This window comes from uncultured Nevskia sp., assembly GCF_903885465.1.
Lineage (GTDB): Bacteria > Pseudomonadota > Gammaproteobacteria > Nevskiales > Nevskiaceae > Nevskia.
This window is the reverse complement of sequence record NZ_CAISIQ010000272.1, coordinates 1-5,638: the sequence shown is the minus strand read 5'-3', so window position 1 is coordinate 5,638 and position 5,638 is coordinate 1. Positions and strand designations below refer to the sequence as shown.

Below are 5,638 nucleotides of genomic sequence, written 5' to 3'. Positions count from 1 at the left end.
TGCCGCCGGTGCCGGCGGCGCCACCACCGCCTGGTACCAGCGCAACCCGCCGCTGCGCGAAGTGATTGACCGCGCCGCCGAACGACTCGGCAGCCGGTTCGAGGGCGCGCCGCTGGTCGAAGCCGGGCTGCGGCGAACCCTGGGCCGCGCCTATCGGGCCTTGGGCAATTACGATCTCGCCGAGCCGCAGCTGGCTCGCGCGCTGACCCTGTTCGACGCCGCCCTCGGGCCGCTGTCTGACGAAGCGGTGCTGACCGGCTACGAACGGGCGCTGTCCTTGAGCTTCCTGTCCCGCTTCGACGAAGCCCGCGACCAGCTGGCGCGCAGCGATGCCGCCGCCGGCGCCCGGCTGCTGGCGGTTGGCGACGTCGCCCTGCGCGCCCAGCTGGCGCACGGCACCTGGCACTACCAGAAGATCGAGCCGGAAGCCGCACTGGCCCGCTACCGCAACGCCCAACGCCTGAACCAGCTGCTCTATCCGGATGATGCCGCCACCGCGGCCCACATCGACGGCAGCATCGCCGGCTGCCTGCTGCGCCTGCAGCGGCCGCGCGAGGCCGAGCTGATCGCCCGCGAGATGCTGTCCGGCGAGCGCTATACCGAAGCCAATGTCGGCGGCGCGGTGCTGGCCAGTGCCCAGCTGAACCTGGCCAATGCCCTGCGGGCCCAGAACCGCGTCGCCGAAGCGATTCCATACGCGCAGGCTGCGGTCGGCAGTTTCGAGCAGCTGGAAGGTGCCGACGCGCAGCGGACGATCAATGCGCTGTCCAGCCTCGGCCGCCTGCAATCGATGGCCGGCGACAGCGGCGCTGCGCTCGCCGTGCAGCGCGAGGTGCTGGCCCGCTCGCTGCGCCGCTGGGGCGCGAAGAACCAGTACACGCTGGTCGAGCGGATGAATCTCGGTTTCCTGGAAGCCGAGCAGGGCCAGCGCGACGCGGCGCTGATCGATCTGCGCGCGGCGGAAGCCGGCCTGGTCGAAACCTCGGGTGCGCAATCGGCGCTGGTCCAGGCCGCCCGCTTCGGGCTCGCCGATCTCGCCGGTGACCTCGGCCATTACCCGGAAGCGCTGCAGGCGCTGGCCGGCATCGATGCGAAAGCGCTGCAGGCGACCACCAGCGATCCCGGCCGCGCCGAACTGCTGGCGGCACTGAAGGCGCGGATCGTCCACCAGCGCGACCACAGCCCGGCCAGCCGGCAGGCGCTCGACCAGGCAATCACCGCAATGAACAAGGCCGGCGTGGCCGCCAGCGATGTCGAGCCGTTTCAGGCCGTGCTCGCCGGCCCATGAGCCAGAGGCTGCCCGGCGGCGCCGGCAGCCCCCCATTCGTGCTGTCTCTCAATTGTCATCAAAGCCCCTTCTAGTACGATCCCTGATCACCTTCCGTGCTGCCGCCCGCATGAACTCCGCTCCTCCTCCGTCGTTCCTCAACCGCGAATTGTCGCTGCTCGAATTCAACCATCGGGTGCTGGCCCAGGCCGAGGACACCCAGGTGCCGCTGCTGGAGCGGCTCAAGTTCCTGTGCATCTCCTGCTCGAATCTCGACGAATTCTTCGAGATCCGCGTGGCGGGCCTGAAGCAGATGGCCAAGGTCGGCGCCACCTCGGTCGGGCCGGATGGCAGCACGCCGACCGAATTGCTGGCGATGATCTCGGCGGCCGGGCATCAGCTGGTCGATGCCCAGTACCGGATGCTCAACGATGTGCTGATTCCGGCGCTGGACGCCGAACAGATTCGTTTCGTCCGTCGCAGCCACTGGACGCCGGAGCAGGTCGACTGGCTGAAGACCTATTTCGAGAACGAGGTGATGCCGGTGCTGTCGCCGATCGGCCTCGACCCGGCGCATCCGTTCCCGCGGATCATGAACAAGTCGCTGAACTTCATCGTCTCGCTGTCCGGGCGCGATGCCTTCGGCCGCAACATCGGTTATGCCGTGGTTCAGGCGCCGCGCGCGCTGCCGCGCCTGATCCGCCTGCCGCCTTCGGTGCCGGGCACCGGGCCGAACGATTTCGTGTTCCTGTCCAGCGTCATCCACGCCCACGTCGACCAGCTGTTCCCGGGCATGGCGCCGAGCGGCTGCTACCAGTTCCGGGTCACCCGCAATTCCGATCTGCTGGTCGACGAGGCCGAGGCTTCCGATCTGCTCGAAGCGCTCGAAGACGAACTGGAGCAGCGCCAGTGGGGCGATACCGTGCGCCTGGAAGTGGCGCACAACTGCCCGGATCAACTGGTCCGTTACCTCGCCGAAGAACTGAATCTGGCGCCGGGTGACATCTACCAGTGCAACGGCCCGGTCAACCTGATGCGCCTGCTGGCGATTCCGGATCTGGTCGATCGCGCCGATCTGAAAGACCCGCCATTCACGCCGCGAGTGCCGAAAGCATTGTCCGGCGATCTGTTCGCGGCGATGCGCGAGAAGGATCGCCTGCTGCAGCATCCTTACGATTCCTTCGGCCCGGTGCTGGAACTGCTGCGCCAGGCTGCGAAAGATCCGAACGTGCTGGCGATCAAGCAGACGCTGTACCGCACCGGCGCCAAGAGCCTGGTTGCCGAAGCACTGATCCAGGCGGCGCGCGCCGGCAAGGAAGTGACCGTGGTCGTCGAACTGCGCGCGCGCTTCGACGAAGCCGACAACATCTCGCTGGCGGAAGCGCTGCAGGACGTTGGCGCCCATGTGGTCTATGGCGTGGTCGGCTACAAGACCCACGCCAAGATGATGCTGATCGTCCGCCGCGAGACCGATGCGTCGACACCGGGCGCAGCGCCGGTGCTGAAGCACTATGCGCATCTGGGCACCGGCAACTACCACCCGCGCACCGCGCGGATGTACACCGACTACGGCCTGATGACCGCTGATCCGGCGATCTGCGGCGACATCCACAACGTCTTCCTGCAGCTGACCAGCCTCGGCAAGGTTCCGCAGCTGAAATGCCTGCTGCAGGCGCCGTTCACCTTGGCCACCGGCGTGAAGGCGCGTATCGCTCGCGAGATCGAACAGGTGCAGGCCGGCAAGCCTGGCCGCATCGTCGCCAAGATGAATGGCCTGGTCGAACCGGAAACCATCAAGGCGCTGTACGAAGCTTCGCAGGCCGGCGTGCAGATCGATCTGATCGTGCGCGGCATGTGTTCCTTGCGGCCCGGCGTGCCGGGGCTGTCCGACAACATCCGGGTGCGCTCGGTGATCGGCCGCTTCCTGGAACATCAGCGGGTGTTCTGGTTCCACAACGGCGGTGCCGACGAAGTCTGGCTGTCGAGCGCCGACTGGATGGAGCGCAACCTGCTGCGCCGGGTCGAAGTGGCCTTCCCACTGCGCGATCAGGCGATTCGCGAACGAGTCATGGAACACCTGCTCGCCTATCTCGCCGACACCGCGCAAAGCTGGCTGCTGCAGGCCGATGGCCGCTACCTGCGCACCGAACCGGCCGCCGACGCGATCGGCGTGCAGGTACGCATGCTCGCCGAAGCCGGCGTCATCACCGTCCCCGGCCTGGCTGCGGTTGACGCCGCCGAACCGGTGCTGAAGCTGGCACCGAAGCCCAGAGCGCGGCGCAAGGCGGCAAGCTGATCGCCGCGCGAGTTGCCAGCCTCGGTTCGCCATGAAGCCGACACTTGATCAGCGCAACGATTTTCTGGCCCGCAGCCCGATACCTAGCGTCGCGCTTCAACATAACGATTACGTGACTGTCGTCGGTGGTCAGCACGCACCGGATTCGAGCTCGGTAGTCAGCGTTGAGTCCGTCGGCAAGGATCCGGTGTATTTGGTCGAACTGGAGTCAGGTAAGGACCAGTTCGTTGAGCAAAATTGCTTGGAGTTCGTAGCACACGATTAAAGCGGCAATGACGCCAGCATCACGAACTGCGGTACTCCAACTAAGATGGGATTGAGTTGCCAATTCCTGTTGGGGCGCTATCGATGGCTCAGTACAGCGTCGAAACAATCTGGTCTCGCGGCGACCAGAATTTTCTGGACAACCGGTACAGCCGGCGCCACATCCTGCGCTTCGATGCCGGCCTCGACGTTTCCGGGTCCTCGTCGCCGCAGGTGGTTCCCGTGCCTTACTCCGATCCCAAGTCGGTTGATCCGGAGGAGGCATTCGTCTCCTCGCTGTCCAGCTGCCACATGCTCTGGTTTCTCTCGATCGCGGTGAAGCGCAAGTTCGTCGTCGACCACTACCAGGACACGGCAGTTGGCGTCATGGCCAAGAATGAACTCGGCAAGCTCGCGATGACGGTCGTCACGCTGAAGCCCGAGGTTCACTTCTCCGGTGATCAACTGCCAAGCCGGGAAGACATTGACCAGATGCACCATGAAGCGCATGAAGAATGCTTCATCGCCAACTCGGTCAAGACCGAAATCCGTTGCGAGCCGGTTTACGGCAACGTCCTCTAACCATCCCAGCTCAGGAGCAGGCCATGAAACGCACCTGGACGATCATCGGCGTCACCGACGTTGCCCGCAGTTACGCCTGGTACCAGACCTTGCTGGGGCTGCCGGCCACGCAGCCTGCCCATGACGACTTCGGGCAGATCCTCGATACCGATGGAACGGTACTGCTGTGCCTGCATCAGTGGGGCGCACACGAGCATCCCTCCTTGACCAGCCCCGACCGCGCACAGCCCGGCAACGGCCTGCTGCTGTTCTTCCGCGTCGATGATTTTGCCGCGGCCTTGCCGCGCGCGCGGGCGCTGGTTTCAGCGCTGGTAGACGAGCCTCAGATGAACCCGAACACCGGCACCGAGGAATTCACCGTGCGTGATCCTGACGGCTACTACGTCATGATCAGTGCGCTGTCCGACGACGCCTAGCGCCCGCTCGCAGCCTTGCCGGCCGGCAGCGCCGCCAGCAACTTGCCCGCGAGCATTTCGTATTCGCCATCGAAGTGATGGCCGCCGGACAGTTTGAGGATCGACATCTTCGGGCCGCCCAGCGTGGCGCAGATCGAGTCTTCGTCTTCCTCGCCGTAGGCGCAGAGTATTGGTGGGTTCGCCGATGAGGCCTGAAGGCGGGCCACTTCCGGGCGCGTCGGCTTGCCGTCGTCGACGCTGCCGACCCAGCTGCTCAGATGGAATTCGAACTGGGCGTGTTCGGCGAGGCCGAGCAGCGCCACCAAGGCGATTTCGCTGCGGCTGGTCGCGGACATGCGATTCAGCGCGAACGGCAGCACGTCTGCCCCTTGCGAGTAGCCGATCAGCAGCACCTTCGGGCGCTTCAGCGAGTGGCGGTAGTAGCGGATGATCTTGTCGAGATCGGCGGCGAAGGCTTCCGGCGTGCGTTCGCTCCAGAAGTAGCGCAGCGAGTCGATGCCGATCACCGGCATGCCGGCATCGGCGATGAAGCCGGCCACTTCCTTGTCGATGCCGGCCCAGCCGCCGTCGCCGGAGATGATCAGCGCGAACACGTCGGACTGCGGCGCGCCTTCCTTCGCCGCCACGTCGACGATCGGCAGGCCGGTCAGGCTCGCCGGCGGCGGTGGCACGGTCTTCGGCGCCGGCACGGCGGTGAGCTTGCGGAAGGCCTCCTTGTACTGCGTCATCCAGTTCGCCGGGACCGAGAAGCCGTGGCCGACCTTCGGCAGCTCGACGAACTCGGCATGCGGCACCTTGGCGACGAAGGCCTTCGTCGCCGGCACCTTGCAGACC

General features: G+C 65.9%; 5 protein-coding genes. 4 read left to right on the top strand and 1 reads right to left on the bottom strand.

Going from position 1 to position 5,638, the window contains the following annotated elements; genetic code table 11:
* The 4 genes from QZY06_RS10180 to QZY06_RS10165 form a co-directional block, all read left to right on the top strand.
* Positions 1 to 1,288 (top strand): tetratricopeptide repeat protein (locus tag QZY06_RS10180; RefSeq protein ID WP_295683666.1); only part of this gene is annotated, 1,288 nt, incomplete at its 5' end.
* Between the two features lie 109 nt (positions 1,289 to 1,397).
* On the top strand, positions 1,398 to 3,563 hold the full coding sequence (gene ppk1, locus QZY06_RS10175) for a polyphosphate kinase 1 (protein ID WP_295683662.1): 2,166 nt from the start codon (positions 1,398 to 1,400) through the stop codon (positions 3,561 to 3,563).
* A gap of 348 nt (positions 3,564 to 3,911) precedes the next feature.
* Positions 3,912 to 4,388, top strand: coding sequence for an OsmC family protein (locus tag QZY06_RS10170; protein WP_295683660.1), 477 nt, complete (start codon positions 3,912 to 3,914; stop codon positions 4,386 to 4,388).
* A gap of 23 nt (positions 4,389 to 4,411) precedes the next feature.
* Positions 4,412 to 4,804: a VOC family protein gene (locus tag QZY06_RS10165; RefSeq protein WP_295683658.1), complete on the top strand. Its 393-nt coding sequence runs from the start codon at positions 4,412 to 4,414 to the stop codon at positions 4,802 to 4,804.
* Here the strand turns inward: QZY06_RS10165 and QZY06_RS10160 are convergent.
* Positions 4,801 to 5,638 (bottom strand): AcvB/VirJ family lysyl-phosphatidylglycerol hydrolase (locus QZY06_RS10160; RefSeq protein ID WP_295683656.1); only part of this gene is annotated, 838 nt, incomplete at its 5' end. The two genes, QZY06_RS10165 and QZY06_RS10160, sit on opposite strands and share 4 nt — an antisense overlap.